At 41.1% G+C, this 23,128-nt stretch carries 27 protein-coding genes; 22 read left to right on the top strand and 5 right to left on the bottom strand.

What is annotated here, in order from left to right; all coding sequences use genetic code 11:
• Positions 1-5 precede the first annotated feature (5 nt).
• The 6 genes from EPX21_RS09930 to EPX21_RS09905 all read left to right on the top strand — a co-directional run bounded on the left by EPX21_RS09930 (position 6) and on the right by EPX21_RS09905 (position 3,315).
• The gene (locus tag EPX21_RS09930) at positions 6-368 is read left to right on the top strand and encodes a cytochrome C oxidase subunit IV family protein (protein ID WP_134089544.1); all 363 of its coding nucleotides are present in this window, start codon (positions 6-8) and stop codon (positions 366-368) included.
• Between the two features lie 50 nt (positions 369-418).
• Entirely contained in the window at positions 419-1,129 is a 711-nt protein-coding gene (locus EPX21_RS09925; RefSeq protein WP_134089543.1) for an SCO family protein, read from the top strand.
• Entirely contained in the window at positions 1,129-1,653 is a 525-nt protein-coding gene (locus tag EPX21_RS09920) for a DUF420 domain-containing protein (RefSeq protein ID WP_134089542.1), read from the top strand. The genes EPX21_RS09925 and EPX21_RS09920 overlap by 1 nt, the downstream gene beginning before the upstream one ends.
• Before the next feature lie 143 nt (positions 1,654-1,796).
• On the top strand, positions 1,797-2,075 hold the full coding sequence (locus tag EPX21_RS09915) for a hypothetical protein (RefSeq protein WP_134089541.1): 279 nt from the start codon (positions 1,797-1,799) through the stop codon (positions 2,073-2,075).
• Between the two features lie 12 nt (positions 2,076-2,087).
• On the top strand, positions 2,088-2,483 hold the full coding sequence (locus tag EPX21_RS09910) for a DUF983 domain-containing protein (protein ID WP_134089540.1): 396 nt from the start codon (positions 2,088-2,090) through the stop codon (positions 2,481-2,483).
• Entirely contained in the window at positions 2,473-3,315 is an 843-nt protein-coding gene (locus EPX21_RS09905) for an OmpA family protein (protein WP_370450962.1), read from the top strand. Before EPX21_RS09910 ends, EPX21_RS09905 begins: the two co-directional genes overlap by 11 nt.
• Positions 3,316-3,385: 70 nt before the next feature.
• Here the strand turns inward: EPX21_RS09905 and rfbC are convergent, their stop codons facing one another.
• Positions 3,386-3,934, bottom strand: a complete 549-nt coding sequence (gene rfbC, locus EPX21_RS09900) for a dTDP-4-dehydrorhamnose 3,5-epimerase (protein ID WP_134089539.1) — start codon at positions 3,932-3,934, stop codon at positions 3,386-3,388.
• Positions 3,935-3,971: 37 nt separating this feature from the next.
• Entirely contained in the window at positions 3,972-4,322 is a 351-nt protein-coding gene (locus EPX21_RS09895) for a DUF4286 family protein (protein WP_134089538.1), read from the bottom strand.
• A gap of 352 nt (positions 4,323-4,674) precedes the next feature.
• Here EPX21_RS09895 and EPX21_RS09890 point away from each other — a divergent pair, with 352 nt between their 5' ends.
• From EPX21_RS09890 to EPX21_RS09870, 5 genes are all read left to right on the top strand, one after another.
• Entirely contained in the window at positions 4,675-6,459 is a 1,785-nt protein-coding gene (locus tag EPX21_RS09890; RefSeq protein ID WP_166670724.1) for a S9 family peptidase, read from the top strand.
• Positions 6,460-6,480: 21 nt separating this feature from the next.
• A complete protein-coding gene (locus tag EPX21_RS09885; RefSeq protein WP_134089536.1) occupies positions 6,481-8,124 on the top strand; it encodes a sensor histidine kinase KdpD in 1,644 nt (547 codons plus the stop codon).
• Positions 8,125-8,151: 27 nt separating this feature from the next.
• Positions 8,152-8,844 carry a response regulator transcription factor gene (locus EPX21_RS09880; protein WP_134089535.1) on the top strand — a complete coding sequence of 231 codons (693 nt, stop codon included), beginning with the start codon at positions 8,152-8,154 and terminating at the stop codon, positions 8,842-8,844.
• A 144-nt stretch (positions 8,845-8,988) separates the two neighbouring features.
• Entirely contained in the window at positions 8,989-9,462 is a 474-nt protein-coding gene (gene greA / locus EPX21_RS09875; protein WP_134089534.1) for a transcription elongation factor GreA, read from the top strand.
• A gap of 147 nt (positions 9,463-9,609) precedes the next feature.
• Positions 9,610-10,023 carry an HIT family protein gene (locus tag EPX21_RS09870; protein ID WP_134089533.1) on the top strand — a complete coding sequence of 138 codons (414 nt, stop codon included), beginning with the start codon at positions 9,610-9,612 and terminating at the stop codon, positions 10,021-10,023.
• A gap of 27 nt (positions 10,024-10,050) precedes the next feature.
• Here EPX21_RS09870 and ruvC read toward each other — a convergent pair whose 3' ends face one another.
• Positions 10,051-10,617, bottom strand: coding sequence for a crossover junction endodeoxyribonuclease RuvC (gene ruvC / locus EPX21_RS09865; RefSeq protein WP_134089532.1), 567 nt, complete (start codon positions 10,615-10,617; stop codon positions 10,051-10,053).
• Positions 10,618-10,677: 60 nt separating this feature from the next.
• On the opposite strand from ruvC, the gene EPX21_RS09860 reads away from it, so the two are divergent.
• Both EPX21_RS09860 and EPX21_RS09855 read left to right on the top strand, forming a co-directional pair.
• Positions 10,678-11,703 carry a lysylphosphatidylglycerol synthase domain-containing protein gene (locus EPX21_RS09860; RefSeq protein ID WP_134089531.1) on the top strand — a complete coding sequence of 342 codons (1,026 nt, stop codon included), beginning with the start codon at positions 10,678-10,680 and terminating at the stop codon, positions 11,701-11,703.
• Positions 11,684-12,820: a glycosyltransferase gene (locus EPX21_RS09855; protein WP_240768637.1), complete on the top strand. Its 1,137-nt coding sequence runs from the start codon at positions 11,684-11,686 to the stop codon at positions 12,818-12,820. The genes EPX21_RS09860 and EPX21_RS09855 overlap by 20 nt, the downstream gene beginning before the upstream one ends.
• Here the strand turns inward: EPX21_RS09855 and EPX21_RS09850 are convergent.
• A complete protein-coding gene (locus EPX21_RS09850) occupies positions 12,813-13,559 on the bottom strand; it encodes a 1-acyl-sn-glycerol-3-phosphate acyltransferase (protein WP_134089530.1) in 747 nt (248 codons plus the stop codon). The genes EPX21_RS09855 and EPX21_RS09850 overlap by 8 nt on opposite strands.
• Before the next feature lie 161 nt (positions 13,560-13,720).
• On the bottom strand, positions 13,721-14,974 hold the full coding sequence (gene metK, locus EPX21_RS09845) for a methionine adenosyltransferase (RefSeq protein ID WP_134089529.1): 1,254 nt from the start codon (positions 14,972-14,974) through the stop codon (positions 13,721-13,723).
• A 253-nt stretch (positions 14,975-15,227) separates the two neighbouring features.
• Here metK and EPX21_RS09840 point away from each other — a divergent pair, with 253 nt between their 5' ends.
• The 9 genes from EPX21_RS09840 to EPX21_RS09800 all read left to right on the top strand — a co-directional run bounded on the left by EPX21_RS09840 (position 15,228) and on the right by EPX21_RS09800 (position 22,991).
• Positions 15,228-16,103, top strand: coding sequence for a diacylglycerol kinase family protein (locus tag EPX21_RS09840; RefSeq protein ID WP_134089528.1), 876 nt, complete (start codon positions 15,228-15,230; stop codon positions 16,101-16,103).
• A 23-nt stretch (positions 16,104-16,126) separates the two neighbouring features.
• Complete coding sequence (locus EPX21_RS09835) at positions 16,127-16,474, top strand: translation initiation factor (RefSeq protein ID WP_134089527.1); 348 nt, start codon at positions 16,127-16,129, stop codon at positions 16,472-16,474.
• 545 nt (positions 16,475-17,019) lie between these two features.
• On the top strand, positions 17,020-17,853 hold the full coding sequence (locus EPX21_RS09830) for a MotA/TolQ/ExbB proton channel family protein (RefSeq protein ID WP_134089526.1): 834 nt from the start codon (positions 17,020-17,022) through the stop codon (positions 17,851-17,853).
• Between the two features lie 99 nt (positions 17,854-17,952).
• Positions 17,953-18,585, top strand: coding sequence for a biopolymer transporter ExbD (locus tag EPX21_RS09825; protein WP_134089525.1), 633 nt, complete (start codon positions 17,953-17,955; stop codon positions 18,583-18,585).
• Between the two features lie 27 nt (positions 18,586-18,612).
• Positions 18,613-19,119, top strand: a complete 507-nt coding sequence (locus tag EPX21_RS09820) for a biopolymer transporter ExbD (RefSeq protein WP_134089524.1) — start codon at positions 18,613-18,615, stop codon at positions 19,117-19,119.
• Between the two features lie 30 nt (positions 19,120-19,149).
• Positions 19,150-19,977 carry an energy transducer TonB gene (locus EPX21_RS09815; RefSeq protein WP_134089523.1) on the top strand — a complete coding sequence of 276 codons (828 nt, stop codon included), beginning with the start codon at positions 19,150-19,152 and terminating at the stop codon, positions 19,975-19,977.
• Positions 19,978-19,980: 3 nt separating this feature from the next.
• A complete protein-coding gene (locus EPX21_RS09810; protein WP_134089522.1) occupies positions 19,981-20,226 on the top strand; it encodes a hypothetical protein in 246 nt (81 codons plus the stop codon).
• Positions 20,227-20,284: 58 nt separating this feature from the next.
• Positions 20,285-21,202: a PstS family phosphate ABC transporter substrate-binding protein gene (locus EPX21_RS09805; RefSeq protein ID WP_134089521.1), complete on the top strand. Its 918-nt coding sequence runs from the start codon at positions 20,285-20,287 to the stop codon at positions 21,200-21,202.
• 37 nt (positions 21,203-21,239) lie between these two features.
• Complete coding sequence (locus EPX21_RS09800) at positions 21,240-22,991, top strand: tetratricopeptide repeat protein (RefSeq protein WP_166670723.1); 1,752 nt, start codon at positions 21,240-21,242, stop codon at positions 22,989-22,991.
• Positions 22,992-23,128: the final 137 nt, after the last annotated feature.

The raw sequence follows: 23,128 nt of genomic DNA, 5'->3' as shown, positions 1-23,128 counted from the left end.
TACAAATGAGCGAACATAATTCACATATTGAACACGCGCATGAGGAGCATCATGCCGATATGTCTAAAAAGCTAATCTGGAAGGTCTTCTTCTACTTATTAGCGATCACTTGTTTAGAGTTCTTTATTGCATTGGCTTTGGTTTATCACGGGCCTCTTGAAAAAGGACCGTTAGTTAATTTCATATATATAGTGCTTACACTCGTAAAAGCCTACTACATTGTGGCGTATTTTATGCACTTGAAGTTTGAAAAGATGGGCTTTATTGTTTCGACACTGATTGTGTTCGTCTTTATTATTTATTTCATCATTCTGCTATTAACTGAAGGAAGCTATCTAGGCATACATCTGAACCATGTCTTTGGTTAACGCTTTTTTGGCGTCTTTCGATAGGATAGATTGAGTGGTATATATGTAGAATGAAAGAGCAAACAAGTTCTTTTTCAATAAAGAAAATTGCAATCCTGGTAACCATATTGGCCTTGCCAGGATTTTGTTATTATCTGCTTCAGGAGAAGGGCGAGAATCGGTATAAATCGCTTCCCTTTTACGGTGAAAAGAAGTTAACAGGGACGTTTCACAGCAAACGCGGAAAGCAGATTCCCGATACGCTCTACCACACGGCGGGTGAATTCACCATGTCGGACAGTGAAGGGAAGCAGCTCGTTTTCGGGCCTGATAGCAGTATAGCGGTTGTCAGTTTCTTTTTTTTGGAAAACGAATCGCTGGCCGAACCGATTAATGGCGCTATGCAAAGAATAGCGGAGCGCTTTCAGAAGAATGCAATGGTGAAGCTGTATTCCATCGATATTGATCCGGTAAGAGATACAGCGAATCAACTAAAGGATTACAGGCGAAAATGGGGCGTATATAAGCAGTGGTACCTATTAAGAGGCAATAACCAGGCGGAAATTAGCTCCTTAGCACAACAGAAGTTTATGCTGGATGTGGTCTATGATCCGAAGACGGGGCTCCCCGTTACACATAGTTCCGCTATTGTACTATTGGATTCTAAACGTAGAATACGCGGGTATTACGATGCCTTGATCAAAGCGGATATGGATAAGCTTATTGATGAGATAAAGTTGTTATTAACAGAAGAGTTTAGAAATATAAGTATAAGACAATAATGAGCGATAAGGCTATTTTTCGATTGGTTTGGGGTGTTTCTGTTTTCGTTTTTGTAGTGGTGGCGCTGTTGCAAAGTGGACTGATTGCATGGCGAGTCGTACCCGAATGGGTTTTCTACTTGCCTATGATGAATGCCGTTATAAATGCTACTTGTACCATTTTGTTAATCGTCTCTTTTCTTTACATAAGAAAGGGTAATATAGGGATGCATAAGCGATTAAATATAATAACCTTTATACTTTCTTCCCTGTTTTTAGTGTTATATATTATTTATCATTCTACTGGAAATGAAACTAAGTTTGGCGGACAAGGGATCATTCGCCCAATCTATTTCTTCATACTGATAACCCATATTGTATTATCTGCAATCGTACTTCCTTTGGTGCTGTTCAGTTTTTACCGGGGTATGAAAATGCAGGTTGAAAAACATCGCAGGCTAGTGCGGTGGAGCTATCCCATCTGGCTATACGTAACTACTACAGGCGTAATCGTATATTTGATGATGGCGCCGTACTACAACTAGTTGAAGATAGATCCAGGCTGTTTTTGTAGGTAAAGCAATTTTTAATAGCTAAATTTGTTCTTTACAATGGCAAGTAGCCTGTATAGTAACCTAGTGGCTACCTAACAGATGGGGGTCAAAGGGTGGATTAATATTATTTAGAGATGAAGAAGATGCTCATGATAATCGGACTGATGTTCGTGTTGACTGTCTCGACGGTCAATACGAATCCGGCGTATAGTCAGTGCGCGATGTGCACATTGAATGCCGAACAGTCTGTCAAAGACGGAAATAGCCAAGGTAAAGGATTAAATAAAGGCATTTTATTTTTATTAGCGATGCCCTATTTGGCGATTGGAGCAGTAGGCTATCTTTGGTATAAAAAGTATCGGAGAAAGCAGGGCGAAGTAGGCTTTAAGCATGATCCTGCCAATCTCAACTAAGGTTTTAAAGGCATGGCCGGTAGAAGTAAGATTCGTGCCTTGGTGGAAGCCCGATGTCCGCAATGCAGAACCGGAAAGATGTTCGTTGGTGGGACATATGGTTTTAGGAAGCAACGAACAAACGATATCTGCCCGTATTGTGGTTTAGAGTTTGAAATAGAACCTGGCTATTTCTATGCAGCGATGTATGTGAGTTATGCCATGGCTGTTCTGGAAATCATCACGATTGGATTGACCAGCTATATGCTCAGCAAAAGTGAGTCTCCTTGGTTCTATTCGGTTGTGTTGCTGTTCGCTATATTACTTTTGGCACCTTTTAATTACCGGTATTCACGGTTAATTCTGTTGTATTTTCTCACACCCAAGATTAAGTACAATCCGAAATATCAGTTTGACGATGAGCGCTAGATTTATCACTTATTTACATAGTATGTCATTTCTTAATAAAGGTTTTAGCTTATTTATCTTCGCGGGTATGCTGTTTAGCGGGTGTAAAGTGATGTCTCCTAAGGCTTATCAATCTATGCTGAATGTACAGGATTCCTTGAATCAGGGCTGGAGAGCAGCTCAGATAAAGATTGATAATTTGGAAGATGAGCTTGCTAAACTACAAGCTGATACGGCCTCTTTAGGAAGGAAATTGGCTTCCTTGGAAAAAAGCTTGAGTTCGAGTTCGGGCGAGGTTAAAAAATTGGCGGCCAACTTAGCAGAACGCGAAGAACGTTTAAAAGAAGTCGAAGACGTGCTACGTAAACGTGAAGAAGCGGGTAACCTATTGAAAGATAAATTACAACGCGCATTACTCGGCTTTCGCGAAAGCGGATTAACAGTAGAAATGCGGGAAGGGAAAGTGTATGTGTTACTTGCAGATAAGTTGCTGTTTCCTTCAGGTAGCATTGTGATTGATCAACACGGAAAACAAGCGCTTGCCGAGTTGGCCAAAGTTTTAGATACGCAGCCTGAAATTAACATAGCCGTTGAAGGTCATACCGATGATCAAAAAGTAAGACGTTTAGGTCAGATAAAAGACAACTGGGATCTGAGTGTTTTGCGGTCAACCTCTGTCGTAAGGTATTTGACAGAAGAGGAAGGTATTGATCCCAGAAGATTGATTGCAACGGGAAAGGGCGAGTTTACGCCGGTAGACACAAGCAGCACCACAGAAGCTAGGAGCGCGAATAGAAGAATAGAGATCGTCCTGTCACCCAAATTAGATGAACTTTACGACTTAATAAAGTAAAGAAGCGGTTGACAATATTTGTCTTGACAAAATGCACAGCCGACCGCTTCTCGCCGGTTATAATTACTACTTAAAAAGGGTTGTCAATATCGGCAAGCAGAGGTAACTGCAAGTCTTTTTCAGACAATACCAATTCATCTTGAGGTAATGGCCATTGGATATTGAAGGCCGGGTCGTTATAACGAACGCCGATTTCATTTTCCTTATCGTATTTCCCCGTCACTTTGTAACAGAAGATTGTATCCTCTTCCAGTGAAACAAAGCCATGTAAAAAGCCAACCGGAATCCAAACCATTTTTGCATTGGCTTCACTGAGCTCTATGTGGAAGCTTTGGCCGAATGTTGGCGACTTTTTTCGGATGTCTACCGCAATGTCAATAACGCTTCCCTTGATAACACGGACAAGCTTTCCCTGCGCATGGGGGCCGGCTTGGGCATGCAGCCCGCGGAGGGCTCCTTTACAGGATATTGACTGATTGTCTTGAACGAATTGCTCATCGATGCCATTATCCTTAAATAATTGCTCATTATAAGTTTCAAAAAAGGCTCCCCTGTTGTCTTTCCAAATCTTTGGTTCAATAATCATCAGCCCTTCTATCGGTGTCTTTATAAAATTCATATAAATATAGTGTGTAACCTAATCGTGTTTGTTTACCTTAATCGATATATTCCATAACAGTATCGAACAGAAAAAGGTGTCCGTAAAAGTCTTCCTGCATCTTCTTCTGTAAAATATTAAACAGGGATTCTTTGAATTTTAGTATATCATCCTGGTTATTTGTGAACAATTGCAGGCTTAAGGACTGCCCTTCATTCGGAGAGTCGACAATCTTCAGTAGTCTTATTTCACGAAATGGCGACTGCTCCTTCACCAAAGGAATATATTCGGCCTTAAGCCATTCGGTATACGCTGCGGCTTTTTGGTCAGAAATAATGTGCGTAATATTAAATAAAATCATTCGGCTAAGATAGTAATCCTCGTGTATTAACTCGAGTTCGGATATCATTTTCTGCTCAGAATGCTTTGAAACAGAAGGTGCCTTTCCTAGAGTTGCCGTTGAATTTCTGCGCTTATAAGAATATATCAACTCCGCTTTTTAGCGAGAGAAGGGATTGAAGGAAGTGTACTTTAAATGTTACGCGCAAGTTTTGAAAAAAAAAGCTTCTTTTGTTAACTTAACCGTACAAAATGTACACACCTGGTAGGTCGCCGGGAACAAACAACTCAAATTGGGTATAATAAAGAGACGGGCATACATGAGGATTCTTACTCCGATCGTTTTAGTGTTTTTTCTTTTAAGTTTTTGCGCTTGCAATGATTTTGCCAGAAGAGAAGAAATTCCGATAGAGAGTTTTTTTATGAAATCGCCGAAAAGTAATTTTCAAATTTCTCCCAGTGGAAACTATATCGCCTTTTTACAATCTTACAACGGAACCCAAAACCTTTATCTAACTACTTGGGATAACGCTGAACCGAAGCGTATTACAACCGAAACAGATAAAAATATCGCTAATTACTTTTGGGCTGATGATGATGAACTTGTTTTTTGGAAAGAGCGATCGAAGGATGATAATTTAAGTATTTATGCAGTTAACAGAACCTCGCTTTCAGTCCGTAATTTGATAACGCCCGAACCGATGCGTTTCCGCTGGGTGAGCCAACAAGTAAATAACGACGAGTTGTTGATCTCCCTAAACAAAAGAGACTCCTCTGTATTCGACGTTTATCGCCTAAATCTCCATAACTGTCACCTAAAAATTGTCGCCCGAAATCCGGGTAATATCAGCAATTGGGTTGCCGATCCTGATGGAAAAGTGCGGTTGGCCATTGCCAGTGATGGTGTAAACGAAACGTTGCTTTATCGTGAAGACGAAGAGCATGCCTTCAGACGCGTTTTTGAGAATAATTTTAAGACAACGGTTAAGCCTTTGCGGTTTTTGGAAGGACGGACTAACCATATATACGCTTTGTCGAATATTGATAGGGACAAACTCGCTTTGGTAATTATTGATCTCGACAAAGGCGAAGAGATCAAAACTGTTTATATGCATCCCGAAAGTGATATAGAAGACATTCGTTTTTCTTCGGTGGCAAAAGGCTTGGCTTATGCCGAATACGACACATGGAAGCCCGAGAAGTATTATTTTAACAAGAGAATAAAGGATGTGCACGAGGATCTGCGACGCCGACTAAATGGTTATTGGATGCGTGTCGTCGATAAGAATGAAGCGGAGACGAGATTCATTATCCGTACTTACGCAGACGATGACCCCGGAGCTGTCTACTTATATAGTATTAACGACGACCGCTTAACGAAATTGGCTGATGTCAATCCGGCACTTAATGGTCGGAAATTGTGCAAAATGGATTCTATCCGCTACAATGCACGGGATGGGATGCCCATTAGTGGCTATTTGACCTTGCCGAATCGACTGAGAAAGCAAGGTTTGCCGCTCATTGTCATTCCGCATAACGGGCCTTCTGCAAGAAATGTGTGGGAATATAACAGCGAGGTCCAATTTTTAGCAAACCGCGGCTACGCAGTCTTCCAGCCGAATTACCGCGGGTCAACCGGATATGGAAAAGCGTTCTGGTCCGCAGGCTTCGGCGAATGGGGAGGTAAAATACAAGAAGATATTGCTGATGGCGTAAGATACCTGATCGATAAAAAAATCGCAGACCCTAAAAGAATTGGCATTTATGGATATAGCTTCGGTGGTTTCTGTGCACTATATGGCGCCTGTTTCCATCAGGATCTGTATAAATGTGCCGCATCCTATTCGGGAATTACAAATTTGTTTACTTACCTAAAGGAAATACCACCTTACTATAAGCCATATTTGCAAATGTATTATGAGATAATTGGCAATCCAGAGAAGCAAGCAGACTACTTCCGGGCCGTTTCTCCTGTTTTTCACACCGATAAAATCAAAGGGCCTATTTTTATCGCACAGGGTGGCAAAGATGAACGGGGTAATGTAAATGAAACGAATCAGATGGTAAGAGATCTTAAAGGAAAGAATATTAATATAACTTATTTTTTAAAAGAGAAAGAAGGACATTTCTTTAAAGATGAGCAGGCGCGTTTGGCGTTTTATCAACAACTAGAGGCTTTTTTCGCGGCCAATCTCGGCGGGAATTAAAATAGGCTTATCGGGTATAATATGCCACATCATAACCACTATAGAAAAAATTACTGGCTCATTATCATTTTTGCAGTATTGGCCTCGCTATTGTTTATCACAGCATTGGGCTTTGCGAAAAAATATGCGCGAAAAATCGTAGAAAATGAATTTGTAGGTAAAAAAATAGATGTTTTAGACAAAAATATCGAATCTTATAACGACCTTTTCTTCAATAAAATACCGGAAGTATCCTTTTATCAAGGCTATCTCGATTCAAATTCCGCCCTTATTTATGCGGATTCAATACTAAGGAAATATGACTTTGTAAAGCGGATCTTGTTTTTTGATGCCTATGTGAGTAATACAGCTGGAGGGCTTGCCATAAGCCCTCGCGTCGTCTATCAGTTTAATAGGGACTGTCCGAAGAGTCATATTATCTATAAAGCCGGTTCAGGCACCAAAATGGATATCCGTATAGCAGATGATTTCAATAGCATGGCCGCCAGGCTTAGTGGCTTTATTGATATTGCTGATACCTCGCGGAGCGTTAATAACGACGAAATAAATAAGTTTTTCTATGCCGTCATTCCTGAGAAGATCACCTATATGAATATTCCTCGCAAGGAGGATATTAAAGCCTATAAGCAGTTCGTCGAAGGATCTGTAGACAACAATTCTGTTTATGAACAAGATATATTGAGCTACTATATCGATCCACAGGCGCTGAAATTACAGAACAATCATCCCGAACTTTATGAGAAAATAGAGATAAAGCCTTTGTTTTATACTTCGCTTGATACCGACCCTGATTTGTTAACTGCCGAGAGCCCATTGCCAGGGGCGCTTGCATCTTATAAGATATACTTCAGCGCGAACAGAAATTTTTTAACAAATGAAGCCAATAGACGTTTTATGCCTTTAGCACTCATGATTTCGATGGGGTACCTTGTGCTGTTTATAATTGGCTACCTGATCTACAGAAATATCAGTTTTAACAATAAAATGTTTAAACTGCAATATGACTTCGTGAACAACCTGACCCACGAGTTTAAAACCCCTGTAAGCGTTATTAAAATAGCCGGAAATAATATTCGAAGCGCAAAGGAACTTAAGGATGACACCCGGCAGTTATACGGTAAAATATTAGATGAAGAAGCCGATAAGCTAAACAACTTATTGAATACCTTGCTGTCATTTACCCAAATTGAAAACAAGTCTATTAAGCTAGCCTACGAGAAGGTAAATCTCGACGAATTTTGCAGGAAACTCATCAGTACATACCAGCTCAAATTTCCGGATTTTGACTTGCAGTATGAGCTCAAAGAGGTGTCTACCCTGTACACAGATCCTGTGTTGTTAGGAAGTGTGTTTCAAAACCTAATAGACAATGCTTATAAGTATTCCGAAGAGGGAAGTAAATCGTTAAAAATCACAATTTTTAGGCAAAAAAAGCAAATAATGTTTAAGTTTGTTGATAAGGGGATAGGAATTCCTAAAAGTGAGCTTATAAACATCTTTAAGAAATTTTATCGAGTAAAAAGTCAGTATAACCAACAAGGCAGTGTCGGTTTAGGCTTGGCGTTTTGTAAAGAGTTGTTGAACTTTATGGAGGGAGATATACAAGTGAAGAGCACGGTAGGGAAGGGGTCAACGTTTATAGTAACACTGCCATATGCACATTAATTAGACAAACGGCACAGAAGTAAGACTATGCAAAAAAACACTAAAATTGCTGTCATCGAAGATGATGAAAATCTCCGTTTTTTGGTTGTTCATCGCCTGGAATCAGAACATTATCACGTAATACAAGCTTCGAACGGGAAGGAGGCGGAGGCATTGATATTGAGCGAAAAGCCCGATATCGTATTATTGGACTGGATGTTACCTGGAAAGCAGGGATCTGAAGTATGCACTAATCTGCGTAAAGCAGGCTTTAACAACCTGATTATTATGATGACGGCAAAGTCGCAAGATATAGATAAAATTGACGCGTATAGCTTTGGTGTTTCGGATTATATAACCAAACCTTTCAATATGGACGTCTTGGTGGCCATGATTGAGAATAAAGTGAAATTTTTTGTCAACAATACAAATGACACCCTCTATTTCGGCAATACCGAGCATCATCCCAATACGCATTCTTTAATTAGGGACGGTAAGAAGATAGAATTGACGATTCTTGAAAATCGGATCTTGCTTTATTTTTTGCAGAACGTTAATCGGGTTATCAGCAGAGATGAACTCATGCAGGTAGTATGGGGGTATAGCTCTAATGTCAACACACGCACATTAGATATGCATATTGTACGATTAAGAAAAAAGATCGAAATTAATCCAGACAAGCCTTACCATCTGCAAACGGTAAGGGGAATGGGCTATAAATTTGTGGCAGAAAGAACGTAGGCGGGAAGCAGATCAAGAGGCAGTTGAATTTGTTTTTTTAAGAAAATTGAGTTAACTTCGTTGGTAATTCAGCAAGACCACGCTTGGTAATTAGGCGTGGTCTTGCTTATTTTTTATAATGGAACCTTAATATATTATTTTTTTATGGCAGACGTAACATATTATAGCAAAGAAGGATTGGAAAAGCTGAAAGAGGAACTTCAATATCTGAAGACGGAAGGAAGGGCGGCCATAGCGAAGGCTATTGCAGAAGCAAGGGATAAAGGAGACTTATCCGAAAATGCAGAGTACGACGCGGCCAAAGAAGCGCAAGGCCTTCATGAAGCTAAAATAGCCAAACTTGAAGAGGTTTTGGCGAATGCCAGATTAATTGATGAATCTAAATTGGATGTAACCAAAGTACTGGCCTTATCTATTGTGAAACTCAAGAATACAAAAAATGGAGCGGTTATGACTTACCAATTAGTCTCAGAAACGGAAGCAGACCTTAAGTCTGGAAAGATCTCCGTAAAATCACCCATCGCGCAAGGTCTATTAGGTAAATCGGTTGGGGATAAGGCCGAAATAGAAGTGCCCGCAGGGAAAATTGAACTGGAAATATTAGAAATTTCGAGATAAGCTGTTAGCGGTTATGTGCGGTTGCTGCCATAACCGCCACATAGCACTAAAAATAAATTACCTTTGGTCTGGTGGTTTTACCATTCCTTCGGGAGGCAGGCCATTCCAACAGAGATAAGTTTTTTTACTTTTGAATTTTTACTTACTATGTCTTCTATATTTTCAAAAATCGTATCAGGCGAAATTCCTTCATATAAAGTAGCTGAATCAAATGACTTTTTAGCGTTCTTGGACATCCAGCCTTTAGCGGAAGGGCACGTGCTTGTTATTCCAAAAAAAGAAACAGATTATATCTTTGATCTGGACGACGATGAATACATGGGGATTTGGATGTTCGCTAAGATTGTCGCATCCGCGATCAAGGTCGTTTTTCCTTGTGAAAAGGTGGGCGTGGCAGTGGTGGGTTTAGAGGTTCCGCATGCGCATATTCACTTGGTACCGATCAATCACGTTGGCGATATTAATTTCTCAAAGGAAAAGCTCAGCCTTAGCAGCGAACAACTGAATATACATGCCGAACGAATCAGAGAAGAACTTGCCAAATTAACCAGCAAGTCCTGATATTGAACACGGCGTGCAACCGGGTACTTATTTCAGGCGATGTGTATTGTCTTTTATAAAGGCCTCCCAGCCGGTATAGTTCTTTTTATTGCTACCCGCGCTGCTTCCCTGAAAGGCATGGCATACCGCTACCGCTAAACCATCTGTCGCATCAAGGAATTGTGGGCTTTCGTTGAAGTTTAGTAAACTCTTTAGCATAGAAGCCACCTGTTCTTTTGATGCGCTTCCATTTCCTGTAACTGATTGCTTAATCTTTCTGGGTGCATATTCTGCGATTTCAACGCTTTTGGCTAAGGCCGCAGCCATGGCCACCCCTTGCGCTCTTCCTAATTTTAGGATCACTTGGATGTTTTTGCCATAAAAGGGATCTTCTAAAGCCATGCAATCCGGATGATATTGATCGATTAAGGCTGCAGTCTTTTCGAATATGCGTTGCAACTTCAGCGCATGATTGTCCAGATGGGCCAATTTAACGATTCCTAGGCTAATGAGTGTAAGTTGTTTTCCCTTCTCTTTGATCAAGCCATATCCCATAACCTTGGTGCCGGGATCGATTCCCAAGATAATGCGCTCCTTTAAATCGCGTTGCAACATGGCACAATATTACGATTTTATTATCATAAAAAGCGTTGAGAACGTTCTTTCGGCCTTGGCATGTTACAATTTTATTTAAGTTTTCTTAACATTGCAAAAACAAAAATACCATTGAGCGTTAAGGGGAGAAAAATAATCAGCATAAGCACGAAGATAGCCGTACTCTTATTAACCATATGGTTTGTATATAAGAAGCTGAGCGATAACCATAATTTGTACGAATTCAATTCGTTAGTAAAACAGTTAAACAAAGAGGTGCTGTTTGTTACCATCTTTTCGCTCGTCATGTTAATGATGGTAAATTGGTCACTCGAATGCGTCAAATGGCAATACCTCTGTCGGCCTATACAGAAACTTTCTTTCGTCCGCGCGTTTGAATCCGTTTTTTGTGGATTAAGTTGGGCGATTTTTACGCCAAACAGGATTGGCGAATACGGCGGACGGGTGTTGTTCTTAAAGCCGCGTAAGCGCCTATTTGGCGTATTGGCGATGGCCGTCGGAGCATTTGCACAGTTAGTTATCACCAATATCATGGGAGCAACGGCCCTGCTTTGGTTTATTGGAAGTTATAAACGTCCCCCGTTTTGGCTGTATGTACTCCTCTGTGCTGCAGCAATCGCCTTTATTGTACTAATGTTGGTGTTGTACTTTAGAATTAAGTTGCTTAATCGCTTTATTCGACGCTTAAAGTGGCTGGCGAAAGTTCATCGCTTTTTCTCGCTCTTAGAGCGATATAGCATGCAGGAACTAAGATATATTTTTACGGTATCCTTGCTGAGATATATCGTTTTTACATCGCAATACGTGCTGATTATGCATATTCTTATACCTTCTATACCCACATTGCCGATGATTCTAATGATTTTTTTATTGTTTTTTATTCAATCTGCAATGCCTTCGTTAGATTTGCTGGATATAGGAGTACGAAGCGTAACAGCTGGCTATCTTTTCGCCTTTATAACAACGCAGGAGTTGGCCGTTATGGCATCCGCTGCGTCCATTTGGTTTATTAATCTGATTGTTCCGGCCATCATAGGGTCGGTATTTGTGTTTAAAATTAATTTCTTTGGCAATTCAAATTCTTAGCGGAGTTACCGCTATACTGTGCTTGTATTATGGATATGTTGTGCTTACCCTGTTAAAAGGGTGGAAGCGAATACCAAATTGTGTAACGAAGGATTCAACCGTCTTTAAAACCTTTGTAAGTGTGTTGATTGCAGCGCGCAATGAAGAAGAGAATATCGCAAAAACAATCGATGCCATATTGAAGCAGCATTTTCCGAAAGAGTTGCTGGAAGTGATTATTGTGAACGATCATTCTACCGATAGAACCGCCGAAATTATTGCGTCATATGCGGACCAAGGAGTGAGATTGATCGAATTGAACGAGCATGAAAAGTTGAATTCCTATAAGAAGAAGGCGATAAGTGAAGCGATAGCTGATGCTAAAGGCGAACTCATGGTGGCGACGGATGCCGACTGTGTGATGGGGCCCAATTGGTTGAAGGCCATTGTGTCGCTCTATGAAGAGGGGAGCTATAAGTTAATCTCGTCTCCCGTACTTTATCATCAAGAAAAAAGTTATTTCGAAAAACTGCAGACATTGGAGTTTTTGTACCTGATAGGTTTAGGCGCCGCCTCTATTGGCTTGCGCAAACCGTCGACATGCAACGGCGCTAACCTCGCTTATCGGCGAGATGTGTTTTACGAATTAGGTGGATTTAACGGTATTGACGATTTAGCCAGTGGAGACGATGAACTGTTCCTGCATAAGGTTGCTCAGAAATATCCGTCAGACATAGGTTTCTGTAAATCCGTTGACGCAGTGGTTTATACCGAAGCCAAGGAGAACCTAAAAGCGTTTATAAGGCAACGTAAGCGTTGGGCATCGAAAAGCACAAAATATAAAGACAAAAAGGTAGTGGCTTTAGGGATAACAATCTGGGCGTTTAATCTGATTATTTTATTAAATGTGGTGCTCGGGGCTTTCATTCCAACGCTTTTTTACTGTTTTTTAGGCGCGCTATTCGTTAAGATAATGGTAGAGCTTTTGTTCTTGATACCCATGGTGAAATTTGCATCTCGACGGAGCTTACTGCTGAATTTGCCTTTGCTTAGTCTTATCCACATCTTTTATATTATTTATATAGGAATAGCAGGCAATACCGGCAAATACTATTGGAAGGGAAGGAAGGTTAAATAGCGTTCGGTAATGCTACCTTGCTCCGGATGGCTTCTTCTGCCGCTTTTACAAGTTCTTCCGCTGTATGCCCCTCTGGATTAATCGGTTCCAGCACTTCCCAGGACATGGCTGTAAATGCGCGAAGTGGAAAGGGGCCATACTGTACCATCTTCCAAGAATTGTTAATTGCAATAGGCACTACTAAGGCATTCGGTACCTTTTTTAAGATAGTCGCAATGCCTCCAACCGCAAAGGGTTTCATTACGCCGGTTTTAGAGCGCGTTCCTTCGGGAAAAATCACGGTCGACCAGTTCTTGTCTTTCATGTTCTTTGCCAACTTTAATATCTCTCCAAGAGATTGCTTGGGATCACTCCTGTCAATATTCGCCGCCCCACCGTGCTTAAGATTAAAAGAAATGCTCGGAATACCACTGGCCAATTCAATTTTTGAAATAAATTTTGCATGATGCTTCCTTAAGTGATAGATCAAAGGCGGGATGTCGTACATGCTTTGGTGGTTGGCGACAAAAATGATAGATCGGTTGTCCGGTAGCCGTTGGTTGTTGACAAAGCGAACGCTGTTGCCCAATAGATAATAACTGCTTGTAAGAAACCAATTCAGGATGTCTACCGACTTCTTATGGGGTTGGTATCCGCCTAACTTAAGACATAACCACTGTATGGGATGAAAGACGACGAGGATAAGGCCAAAATAAAGGTAATGTAAAGGCGTTAAGAGATATCCGAAAAATTTGTTCATTTACTAAAGGCTTTTTTACCATTGCAGTCCCTGTAGGCTGCGTAGCTACGCCATCAAAAATAAGATATTTTTATAAAGGTACAGAATAAAAAGAGGCTGTCTTCCTATCCCTGTCGAAGACAATATAGGAAAACAGCCCCGTGAAAAAACAGGAGAGAATCTTAAATTCCAAAAGCGTCCTTTACCGCTTCGATATGATCAAGCTTTTCCCAAGTAAAAAGTTCAACTTCTACCGTTTTTGTTTCGCCCGTAGAGTTCTCGAAAGTTTTCGTCGCGGTAACCGGCTGCCTGCCCATATGACCATAGGCGGCTGTTTCTGAATAAATAGGGTTCCTTAATTTTAACCGCGTTTCAATGCCATATGGCGTAAGGTCAAAAAGTGCACTGATTTTCTCTGCAATTTGTCCGTCGGATAAAGCAACGTTGCTTTTCCCGTAAGTATTTACGTAAATCCCCATAGGATGTTTTACCCCAATGGCGTAAGATAGCTGAACAAGTATTTCATCCGCCACACCGGCAGCGACTAGGTTTTTCGCAATATGTCGGGCAGCATAAGCGGCAGAGCGGTCTACTTTCGAAGGGTCTTTTCCGGAAAACGCGCCACCGCCATGGCCGCCTTTACCACCGTAGGTGTCTACAATAATTTTTCTGCCCGTTAAGCCGGTGTCTCCATGTGGACCTCCGATAACAAATTTGCCAGTCGGGTTAATATGATAAGTGATCTCTTCATCAAAGAGCCCCTGAAGCGCGGGTGTCAGCTGAGCCTTTACCCGTGGAATCAAAATATGAATGATATCATGCTTGATTTTTGCTAACATAGCTTCCTCCTCCGCAAAATCGTCGTGTTGTGTGGAAACAACAATGGTGTCAACACGCAAAGGCGTGTGATCGTCATTATAAGCAATCGTAACCTGCGCTTTGGCATCCGGACGTAAATAGGTGATGTCCCTGTTTTCTCTTCTAAGAGCCGCCAGTTCCATCAGCAATTTATGAGAAAGATCGAGTGCCAGGGGCATGAGATTTTCTGTTTCTTTATTTGCATACCCAAACATAATCCCTTGGTCGCCGGCCCCTTGGTCTTGCTTTTCTTTGCGGTCCACACCCTGGTTGATATCCGAGGATTGTTCATGGATGGCCGACAAAATACCGCAGGAATTCGCTTCGAACATATAAGCCGACTTGGTATAGCCGATTTTTTCAATAACCGATCGCGTAATTTTCTGAACATCCAAATAGGTGTTCGATTTAACCTCTCCCGCTAATACAACCTGTCCGGTAGTTACTAGGGTTTCAATTGCAACACGGGAGTCAGGATCCCACGCTAAAAAATTGTCAATAAGTGCATCAGAAATTTGATCCGCTATTTTATCAGGATGTCCTTCTGAAACAGATTCAGAAGTGAATAAGTATGGCATAAAAGTATTTTTTTCAAAAGAGTTCTACCTATATTTTATCTGTCTGTAAAATGTTTGATAAGCAAAAATGAAGCGTAATTAGAAAGGCAATCATTAGCACTTTTTTTTACTGTGGTTGCAATCCCGCCACGTAGTTGGCACGCAAATCATTCCACATTTTACCGTGCAAAAGTACAATTCATTTTGATAATATAAAAGGAACAATAGGAGAAGTATTTTCTTACATTTGTGGAAGACTAGCTATGACGGTTAAATGGCAAAAAAGCGTATTCAGTTTTTAATCAATCCAATCTCAGGGGGCAAAAGCAAGAAAGGCTTTGAAATGTTGGCAAAGAGGCACTTAAACCTGGATTTGTTTGACGCCAGTTTTAAGGTAACCGAGCGAGCAAATCATGCATCTGAATTGACCAAGCAGGCCATACAGGAACATGTTGATTTGGTGGTAGCGGTTGGGGGCGACGGTACCATTAATGAAATTGCAAAAGAACTGTTGAATACGCCCATTCCCTTGGCAATCGTACCGGAAGGATCAGGAAATGGCTTGGCGCGATATCTCGGTATTTCTACAGACGTTTCACAAGCCATAGCCAAAATAAATAAAGGTGATATCATTACCATCGATAGCGGCTTAGTGAACGGAAAAGCTTTTTTTAATGTGGCGGGCATGGGCTTCGACGCGCTTATCAGTGATCGATTCGCTGAAAACATGACACGTGGCCCCGTGGGCTACTTGCGGATCGTGCTAAACGAGATCAGTAAGTATAAAGCGGAGTATTATACGATTCATATCGATGGAAAGGAATTGCAGCGCGAAGCTTTTATGATCAGTATCGCCAATTCGCCGCAATATGGAAACAATGCCTATATCGCACCGGGAGCGTCGGTTGACGATGGACTGCTGGATGTCTGCATCATAAAGCAATTTCCTATGATTCAATTTCCCTTGATGATTTACCACTTATTTAGTCGCACCGCCCATCAGTCCGAGTATGTAGAAATCATTAAGGGCAAACACATTATAATCGAAAGGCCAAAAAGCGGACCCGTGCATTTAGACGGAGAGCCGCTGACGCTCGACAAAAAATTGTCAATTGAAGTTTTGCCGTCTTCTTTAAATGTGGTATGTTAGTATAATGTTTTAAACTTGGTGTAATGGCAAAGCAAAAAAGGAAGCAGTTTGACGGTATTGTCTATTCAACGGATCAAGATTATAGCTATCAGGAAGAAGAACCGTTTGGGGAAGAAACCCTGCCGCCCGGTAAACAACAATTACGGGTGCAGCTCGACAAAAAGCAAAGGGCGGGAAAGGCGGTAACCCTCGTTTCAGGTTTTGTTGGACGGGAGGAAGATCTGTTGGCTTTAGGGAAATTGTTGAAACAACGGTGCGGCGTAGGTGGAGCTGTTAAGGAAGGACAAGTGATGGTACAGGGCGATTTCAGAAAGAAAATTGCCGAGATCTTAAGTGCCCAAGGATATAAAGTAAAGCAGATAGGAGGATAAAGGTATACCTCGTTGTTCTTTGAAGAATTTTCTCTCGCCTACACAATATTAAGCCATTTGTCAACGTTTACAATTTCATCTGAAAACGCTTAAACGCTATTTAAAAGTTTATTTTGAGACCAAGCGAAAAAAAGCAGTAAACATAGTGTTCTTTTTACACTTAGTTTAGGCTGTTGGAAGAGAATATATTAACAGGATCTGGAAAGGTGTGAAAATGACACATTCGGGTTCACAATATTAAGGAATAGATGCTGGAATCGACGTTTTTTTTGTGTCATTTATTTGCAATTACAAAAAAAAATGGTTTTTATTGTAAAATATTGTCTTCGAAAACGGGGACAGTGACACAATAGAGCTCTTTTTTTGGCGTTGATGCCGCTGTTGCACGTTGGAAGAAGAGGTATTTAAAAGTTAATATTGCATAAATTTGTTTTTAAATCTAAAATTATAAATTTGCTTTTGCCTTTTTGACGAATAAAGAACGGCAAAGTGTTATGTACAATTAAAATTAATCCATAAAAACTAAAAACTAAAAAATCAAGAAAATGGCAAACGCACCAAAACCAACCCCAGCTAAAAAAGAGAGCAGCTCAAAAGGTTCTAACGTATTTGCAAGTTTGGCAATTATCATTTGTTTTATCATCGGAGCATGTGTGTGGAAATTCGTAATGGGTGATCCAGGCAACTTCGAAGGCGGAGATCCAGAAAACGGCCACCCACTACCGGGTAATTATTTTGGCATGGTTTACAAGGCAGGATTTGTTGTGCCGGTCCTACTAGGCTTGCTTTTAATGGTTATCGTCTTCTCATTTGAGCGCTTTTTTGTAATTAGCAGAGCATCTGGAAAAGGAAATGTAGATGCATTCGTTTCAAAAGTGCAAGGATTCCTTTCCGCAGGAAATATTGATGCTGCCATCGCAGAATGTGATAAACAACAAGGTTCTGTAGCCAATGTAATCAAATCGGGCCTTTATAAGTATAAAGAGGCTTCTGTAGACGCTACCTTAGATACTGAGCACTCTGTGTTGGCAATTCAAAAGGAAATCGAAGAAGCGACTGCCTTAGAAATGCCTATGTTGGAGAAGAACTTAACCGTGATTGCTACATTGGTATCTATCGGTACATTGACAGGTCTATTAGGAACAGTAACAGGGATGATCAAAGCCTTCGCGGCATTGGCAACTGGTGGTGCTCCAGATCAGGCTCAGTTAGCAAACGGTATCTCTGAGGCGCTTATCAATACAGCTACTGGTATCTTTACGTCCACTATCGCGATTGTAATGTACAACGTATTTACTTCTAAAATAGATAAATTGACTTATTCTATTGATGAGGCCGGCTTCTCAATCGTTCAGACTTACGCATCTAAGCATAAATAAAAAAAGTGATAAAAATTCCATAGTATTTATGGAAACGCTGTGGAATTTGCATCACTATATTAGAAACTAATTTTTTTATTTACTTATAAACGTAAAGAGATGCCAAAGATTAAAGTAAAAAGAGCGAGCACTACCATTGATATGACGGCGATGTGTGACGTGTCATTCTTACTGCTCACGTTCTTTATTCTTACCGCGACTGCTCGTCAGCCAGAGCCGCTGCCGGTGGATACCCCCGCATCAACGGTACAGATCAAGGTTCCGGATGCAAACTTGGGTACAATTACCGTAGGAGGAGATGGCAAAGTGTTTTTTGGCGTTGCTGGTCCGAATGTAAGAGTGCGTATGTTGGAGAGAATGTCGGAGAAGTACAGTGTTGGATTCTCTCAAAAAGAAAAGGAAAGATTTTCTTTGATGGAAGGGTTCGGCGTCCCTTTTAAAAACCTGAAGCAAGTGATTGCAATGGACAATAACGAAAGGGGTAAACCAGGTCTCCAACCCGGAATTCCGTCAGATTCAGTAGGAAACAGTCCATCTGAGCTGCACGAATGGATTATCGCTGCTCGTTACGCAACAAAAGAAATTAATAATGCGGAAATGCGGGTAGCAATCAAAGGAGATGCCAAAGAACAATATCCGGCTATTAAAAAAGTAATAGATATTCTTCAAGGGCAAAAAATCAATAAGTTTAGTTTGGTTACTAATCTTAGAACAGAAGATTACGGAAACTAAAAATAATTCATAAAAATTTAAGAAGAGATGGCAGAATTAAATACCGGTGGTAAACAGTCTCCTCGAGTGGATTTGACGGCCATGGTTGACTTGGCTTTCCTTCTGATTACCTTCTTCATGTTGACTACCAGTTTGGCTAAGCCCCATGCAATGGATGTGGCTATGCCAGATAAGGATAAGGAAAACAAAGATGATAATCTGGAAGTCGCTGATAATAGATCAATGACCATCTTGTTGGGCGCAAACAATAAAATCGAATACTATATGGGGCAACTAGAAAAGCCCTTAGATGGTCCAACAATAGTAGATTACGGCAAAAGTGGAATCAGACCTGTCCTGCTGAAAAAAATGAAAGAGGTGCAGGCAGCAACGGGAAAACCGCTCATTGTTATTATCAGACCAAGCGACAATTCAAACTACCGTAACTTAGTAGATATCCTGGATGAGATGAAAATCGTTAACGCCAAACAATATATGATTGGTGACATTAGTAATCCAGAGATTGAATTGCTTAAACGTGAGGGAATTTATTAACAAAGGGGAATCCCTTAAAAAGAAATCAGCATGTCTAAATTAGATATATTTAAACCGCAATGGCTTGATGTAGTCTTCGCAGGACGCAATAAAGCGTATGGGGCTTATGACTTGCGAGTCATATCGCCGAAGTACACTTCGCGAGCGCTCCTGATTGGGGTTCTATTGTTTGTGGGTTTGGTAACATCACCCATGATCATCAAGGCGATTCGGGGCGAACAAGAAGAAGCCCCAGAAGAAATAATTGAAACGGAAGTGGTTCTTTCTGAACCACCGCCAGTAAACGAAGAGGCGCCGCCGCCGCCGCCACCGGTTGAGCCACCGCCACCGCGTGTAGACCAGGTCAGAATGCCTCCACCAAAGGTAGTGCCGGCTGAACAGGTACGTGATGAAGAGCCGCCTACAGTCGAAGAATTGAAAAAGGCGGATCCTGGGCCAAAAACAATCGCCGGCGATCCTACTGCAGATATCCGTATCGATATGCCAGTGGGTGAAGGACCGAAAGATGCGCAAGTGACAGAAGAAGGTTCTGGAATCATGGACTTTAACGCGGTAGAAGTACAGCCATCTTTCCCCGGAGGTTTACAGGCCTTCTACAAATGGGTTGGTGCGAATTATAGATATCCGCAAATGGCGAAGGAGCAGGGTGTAAGTGGGTCTATCCACGTGTCTTTCGTGGTGGAAAGAGATGGTTCCTTAACCGATATCAAGGTGTTGCGTGACCTTAAATATGGTACAGGAGAAGAGGCAATGCGATTGTTAAAGTCGTCGCCGAAATGGAAGCCTGGTATCCAAAACGGACGTCCGGTACGTGTATCTTACTCACTGCCTATTAAATTGAACCTTCAAGGAATGTAATTCATGCTTGAACGTACAGATAAACGTAATGGTAGACAGAAATCGCCCGCAAAGCGATTTCTGTCCATTTTAGGACTTTGCATGTTCGGGTTCTATTTCGTGCTTGGACTGATTATCATCTTCTGGAAAGATTTTCCGCTGAGCCTAGATAAAACCTATCGGATTCTATTTGGTCTGCTGCTGATTGTCTATTCATTTTTGCGATTTGCAAGATTATGGCAAAACCAGACAATCGAAAGGAGAAGATAAGGAAATTTCATGCCAAGAACCTGTGTTAATGTAGCGTGTTACTAATTACTGCCTAACCATGAAAAATATTCGTGTCATTGTTTATATTGTATGTGCGTCAACTTGGACGGTATTCCTTGGTGCCTGCAATAATGCACCAACCAAAGATACTCAAGGCATTCTTACGGGGCGCGCCAAGGTGTTGGTGGACGAAACCGTAGCACCCATCATTGAAGATCAAATAGACGTGTTTGAAAGTAGTTATACGAATGCGGAACTGACGATGATGGCTAAACCGGAGAACGAGGTCTTTAGTGCCCTATTAAGAGATTCGGCTCAGTTAGCGATAACGACCCGAGAATTAACAGAGAAAGAGACGGAATTTTTTAAATCGAAGACAATATATCCCAGAACCGTACGTTTTGCTACCGATGCCATTGCCGTTATCACTAATAAAAGTAACCCGGATTCCACAATAAGTGTGGATGAAATCATTCAAATTATGAAGGGACAGCCGGTGGCGAAAGTGAAGGCCGTGGTATTTGATAATGCAAACTCAAGCACTGTTACCTACTTTAGAAAGTTAGCTGGTGTGGATAAGTTACCTGATCGTGGCGTCTATGCGCTTAAAGGCAATGGGGAAATACTAAAATATGTGAATGAAAATCCACAGAGTATAGGTATTTTAGGAATCAATTGGATTATGCAGCCGCAGTCGGCGCTTGTGTCCTATGTAGAAAACATCAAGGTGCTTGGCGTTAAAAATCAGAAGGGAAAGCCAGGTGACGATGGGTATTATAAGCCTACACAATCGAATTTGGCTTTAAATTTGTATCCTTTCACGAGGTCTTTGTATAGCATTAATGTGCAAGGGAAAGAAGCCGTTGGTATGGGCTTTTCGTCTTTCCTGCATGGGGAGCGCGGACAAAGACTTATTTTAAAATCCGGCCTATTGCCCGATAGTATCCCACCTCGTGAAATTATAGTAAGAAATTAGTATATTAGACTTTAAATAAATCAAAAGAACAATGAAAATGATAAGAAGAGCAGCAAGTGTAGGTCTTGCGATTGCTTTCATAGCTTCGGGGGCTTCTTATGCACAAAGTCTGAAAGATGCACAAGTAGCAATCGATGCAGAGCAATATGCGAAGGCTAAGACTATTTTAAAGAATTTGGTTCAGAGTAAGCCGAAAGATGCAGAAAACTACTTTTATTTAGGAGACGTTTATTTGGTGACCGATTATCCGGATTCAGCAAAAACTTTTTTCCAACAAGGGCTTGAAGCAGATCCTAAAGATAATTTGAATAAAGTAGGTTTGGGCGCTGTAGCGCTTGTACAAGGAAATACAGCAGAAGCAGAAAAGTTATTTACAGAGGCTACCGAGAAGGCAAAAAAGAAGGACTACCTGGAAAACTTATACGTAGGCCGTGCTTATATGAATCCTAACTTGGAAAACCCAGACTATAAAAAGGCCTTACCTTACTTAGAAAAGGCAAAAGAAGCGAACCAAAAAGATGCATTGATCCCTTCTTCTTTGGGCGATGCTTATTTCGGCATGGGTGACGCTAGTAATGCGTATACAAACTATCGTGATGCTTACGACTTGGATAATACCTTTACACGGGCTCGTGTACAGATGACCGTTATCTCTAAACAAGCGCGTGCGTTTCCGGAAGCAATTCAGGATTTAAATACAATTATTCAAGAGCACCCAGATTATGCGCCTGCTTATAGAGAATTAGCGGAAACTTATAATGCTTATGCACAGTTCGCTACTAAATCAGAGGATTATGACAGCCGCGTACAAGAAGCGTTAAAAGCTTACAAACAGTACATGGATTTGACTGACTACTCCTTAGATTCACGTATGCGTTATGCTGACTTTATGATCAAGGCGCGCGACTATAAGAACTTGGAGGAACAAGCCAACGAAATGGCTAAATTAGATCAGGTTAATCCGCGTATCCTGCGTTATTTAGGTTATGCTTCTTACGAAAATGGCAATTATACTTCCAGCCAGAAAGCATTGACAGACTTCCTTTCCAAAGTAGAGGAAAATCGTGTTATCCCACAAGATTACTATTTCTTAGGTTTATCTGAAATCAGGGTTGCAAGCGATACTACGGAGGCTGCCGATACTACGTTATTGACACAAGGTATTGCTAATTTAACTAAAGGGGTCCAAATGGACACTACCTGGCAACTGGCTAAGGATTTAAGCGAAAAGGAGGCTAGAGAAGCCTTCAAGGCTAAAAACTTCGCTTTGGCTGGTGCTTTATTCAAAGCGGCAGCACAAGCTCCGAAATCGGAAACATACAACTACGATTTATTTTATTGGGGATATGCACAATACTTCAATTATGCCATGGCTTATCAAGCAAAGCAAAATCCTTCAAAGGCAATTCTTGAGGATGCAGTTGAAGCATTTTCTAAAATGAATGAAGTTGATTCTACAATGGCAGAAGCGTATCTATTTAAGGCTCGTTCTGAGCGATTATTGGATGATCCGGAAAATCCTCAGGGGCTCGGGGTCGAAGCCTTTAAAAAATATATAGAGGTGGTCGAGGCGAAAGGAGCGGAGGCGCAAACAGCGAGTGTGAAAAGAAATCTTTCCGAAGCGTATGATGTAGTCGCTGCTGATTTGGTGAATAAAGAAGATTACCAAGGGGCTCGGGAACTATTGGAAAAATCATTGGCGGTAAACCCGGAAGATGAATACGCTAGACAAACCTTAGAGCAATTGAAGCCAGCTGCCAATACTGGCACATCTGCTCAACAAAAATAATCTTAATAAAATTTTATTTTGGTAAGCGCCTGTTAGCAATAGCAGGCGCTTTTTTTTAATCGGAAAATGTTGATAGATAAGTTGATAATATAAGAAGTAAAATTTATGTTTGTATTATTAACAGACACTAACTAAAC

The organism is Olivibacter sp. XZL3, from assembly GCF_004368405.1.
Classification (GTDB): domain Bacteria; phylum Bacteroidota; class Bacteroidia; order Sphingobacteriales; family Sphingobacteriaceae; genus Olivibacter.
This window is presented reverse-complemented; position numbering and strand designations above follow the sequence as displayed.

What these genes read in the sequence shown, in the direction of transcription:
- EPX21_RS09930 (WP_134089544.1), top strand. Translation starts at nt 6, where the DNA reads ATGAGCGAACATAATTCACATATTGAACACGCGCATGAGGAGCATCAT.
- EPX21_RS09925 (WP_134089543.1), top strand. Translation starts at nt 419, where the DNA reads ATGAAAGAGCAAACAAGTTCTTTTTCAATAAAGAAAATTGCAATCCTG.
- EPX21_RS09920 (WP_134089542.1), top strand. Translation starts at nt 1,129, where the DNA reads ATGAGCGATAAGGCTATTTTTCGATTGGTTTGGGGTGTTTCTGTTTTC.
- EPX21_RS09915 (WP_134089541.1), top strand. Translation starts at nt 1,797, where the DNA reads ATGAAGAAGATGCTCATGATAATCGGACTGATGTTCGTGTTGACTGTC.
- EPX21_RS09910 (WP_134089540.1), top strand. Translation starts at nt 2,088, where the DNA reads ATGGCCGGTAGAAGTAAGATTCGTGCCTTGGTGGAAGCCCGATGTCCG.
- EPX21_RS09905 (WP_370450962.1), top strand. Translation starts at nt 2,473, where the DNA reads ATGAGCGCTAGATTTATCACTTATTTACATAGTATGTCATTTCTTAAT.
- rfbC (WP_134089539.1), bottom strand. Translation starts at nt 3,934, where the DNA reads ATGAATTTTATAAAGACACCGATAGAAGGGCTGATGATTATTGAACCA.
- EPX21_RS09895 (WP_134089538.1), bottom strand. Translation starts at nt 4,322, where the DNA reads ATGATATCCGAACTCGAGTTAATACACGAGGATTACTATCTTAGCCGA.
- EPX21_RS09890 (WP_166670724.1), top strand. Translation starts at nt 4,675, where the DNA reads ATGAAATCGCCGAAAAGTAATTTTCAAATTTCTCCCAGTGGAAACTAT.
- EPX21_RS09885 (WP_134089536.1), top strand. Translation starts at nt 6,481, where the DNA reads ATGCCACATCATAACCACTATAGAAAAAATTACTGGCTCATTATCATT.
- EPX21_RS09880 (WP_134089535.1), top strand. Translation starts at nt 8,152, where the DNA reads ATGCAAAAAAACACTAAAATTGCTGTCATCGAAGATGATGAAAATCTC.
- greA (WP_134089534.1), top strand. Translation starts at nt 8,989, where the DNA reads ATGGCAGACGTAACATATTATAGCAAAGAAGGATTGGAAAAGCTGAAA.
- EPX21_RS09870 (WP_134089533.1), top strand. Translation starts at nt 9,610, where the DNA reads ATGTCTTCTATATTTTCAAAAATCGTATCAGGCGAAATTCCTTCATAT.
- ruvC (WP_134089532.1), bottom strand. Translation starts at nt 10,617, where the DNA reads ATGTTGCAACGCGATTTAAAGGAGCGCATTATCTTGGGAATCGATCCC.
- EPX21_RS09860 (WP_134089531.1), top strand. Translation starts at nt 10,678, where the DNA reads ATGTTACAATTTTATTTAAGTTTTCTTAACATTGCAAAAACAAAAATA.
- EPX21_RS09850 (WP_134089530.1), bottom strand. Translation starts at nt 13,559, where the DNA reads ATGAACAAATTTTTCGGATATCTCTTAACGCCTTTACATTACCTTTAT.
- metK (WP_134089529.1), bottom strand. Translation starts at nt 14,974, where the DNA reads ATGCCATACTTATTCACTTCTGAATCTGTTTCAGAAGGACATCCTGAT.
- EPX21_RS09840 (WP_134089528.1), top strand. Translation starts at nt 15,228, where the DNA reads ATGGCAAAAAAGCGTATTCAGTTTTTAATCAATCCAATCTCAGGGGGC.
- EPX21_RS09835 (WP_134089527.1), top strand. Translation starts at nt 16,127, where the DNA reads ATGGCAAAGCAAAAAAGGAAGCAGTTTGACGGTATTGTCTATTCAACG.
- EPX21_RS09830 (WP_134089526.1), top strand. Translation starts at nt 17,020, where the DNA reads ATGGCAAACGCACCAAAACCAACCCCAGCTAAAAAAGAGAGCAGCTCA.
- EPX21_RS09825 (WP_134089525.1), top strand. Translation starts at nt 17,953, where the DNA reads ATGCCAAAGATTAAAGTAAAAAGAGCGAGCACTACCATTGATATGACG.
- EPX21_RS09820 (WP_134089524.1), top strand. Translation starts at nt 18,613, where the DNA reads ATGGCAGAATTAAATACCGGTGGTAAACAGTCTCCTCGAGTGGATTTG.
- EPX21_RS09815 (WP_134089523.1), top strand. Translation starts at nt 19,150, where the DNA reads ATGTCTAAATTAGATATATTTAAACCGCAATGGCTTGATGTAGTCTTC.
- EPX21_RS09810 (WP_134089522.1), top strand. Translation starts at nt 19,981, where the DNA reads ATGCTTGAACGTACAGATAAACGTAATGGTAGACAGAAATCGCCCGCA.
- EPX21_RS09805 (WP_134089521.1), top strand. Translation starts at nt 20,285, where the DNA reads ATGAAAAATATTCGTGTCATTGTTTATATTGTATGTGCGTCAACTTGG.
- EPX21_RS09800 (WP_166670723.1), top strand. Translation starts at nt 21,240, where the DNA reads ATGATAAGAAGAGCAGCAAGTGTAGGTCTTGCGATTGCTTTCATAGCT.